This is a genomic window from Parendozoicomonas callyspongiae (genome assembly GCF_023502345.1).
In the GTDB taxonomy this organism is placed as follows: Bacteria; Pseudomonadota; Gammaproteobacteria; order Pseudomonadales; family Endozoicomonadaceae; genus Sansalvadorimonas; species Sansalvadorimonas callyspongiae.
This window is the reverse complement of record NZ_JAMFLX010000134.1, coordinates 1-673: the sequence shown is the minus strand read 5'-3', so window position 1 is coordinate 673 and position 673 is coordinate 1. Positions and strand designations below refer to the sequence as shown.

Sequence of the window (673 nt, the reverse complement as noted above, 5' to 3'; positions counted from 1 at the left end):
GAGAGTAAGACGCCCTGCCAATTCTCCAGGAGTGGCTCAAGATGTTTGGCGGACTTACTGGTCGAGAAGGTAAAAACAATCTCATCCTCAAGGCCATATATGGGCCAGAACCAGGCATTCTGCATCTTGCCCTTTTCCTTGTGGCCAGCCTTGATGGGCGTTTCATCTATAGCCACAACACGACTGGCCAGAATGCTTTCCAGTAAAGCGTTATAAACTGCACGCAAAAGCTCAATGGTATTCTTCACCAGCAGTGTCAGAGTGCTTCGGCTGATGGTAATACCGCTCATGATCATGCGGTGATGCTGGCGATGGAGGGGCAGGTGATGCACAAACTTGTCGATCAGCATGCCAGCCAGCAGGCTTACGTCGGCAAAGCTTCTGTCGAAGATACCGGCCGGTGCCGGGGTTGACGTCAGGGTTTGCGTGGACTTGTGCCGCAGAACCGGACGACGATGTTCCAGAACAACATAGCTGCCTGGCCTTTGTGCCAGACGACGGGTGACTTTGTAATCAATAATCTCGTACTGTTCGGCCTCTTCACCCTGCAGCTGTGGCACATTTTCTTCAATCACTTCTACGGGAACATCGTCCGTAAAGCGGAGCCCCTGATCAGTCACGCAGTTATCGGGCCGCCCTTTTTTGCGGCGCTTGTAGGTGATGATTTCCTGGG

General features: G+C 52.7%; 1 protein-coding gene. It reads right to left on the bottom strand.

Annotated elements, in window-relative coordinates; all coding sequences use genetic code 11:
• Positions 1-673 (bottom strand): IS66 family transposase (locus M3P05_RS20640; protein WP_249702031.1); only part of this gene is annotated, 673 nt, incomplete at both ends.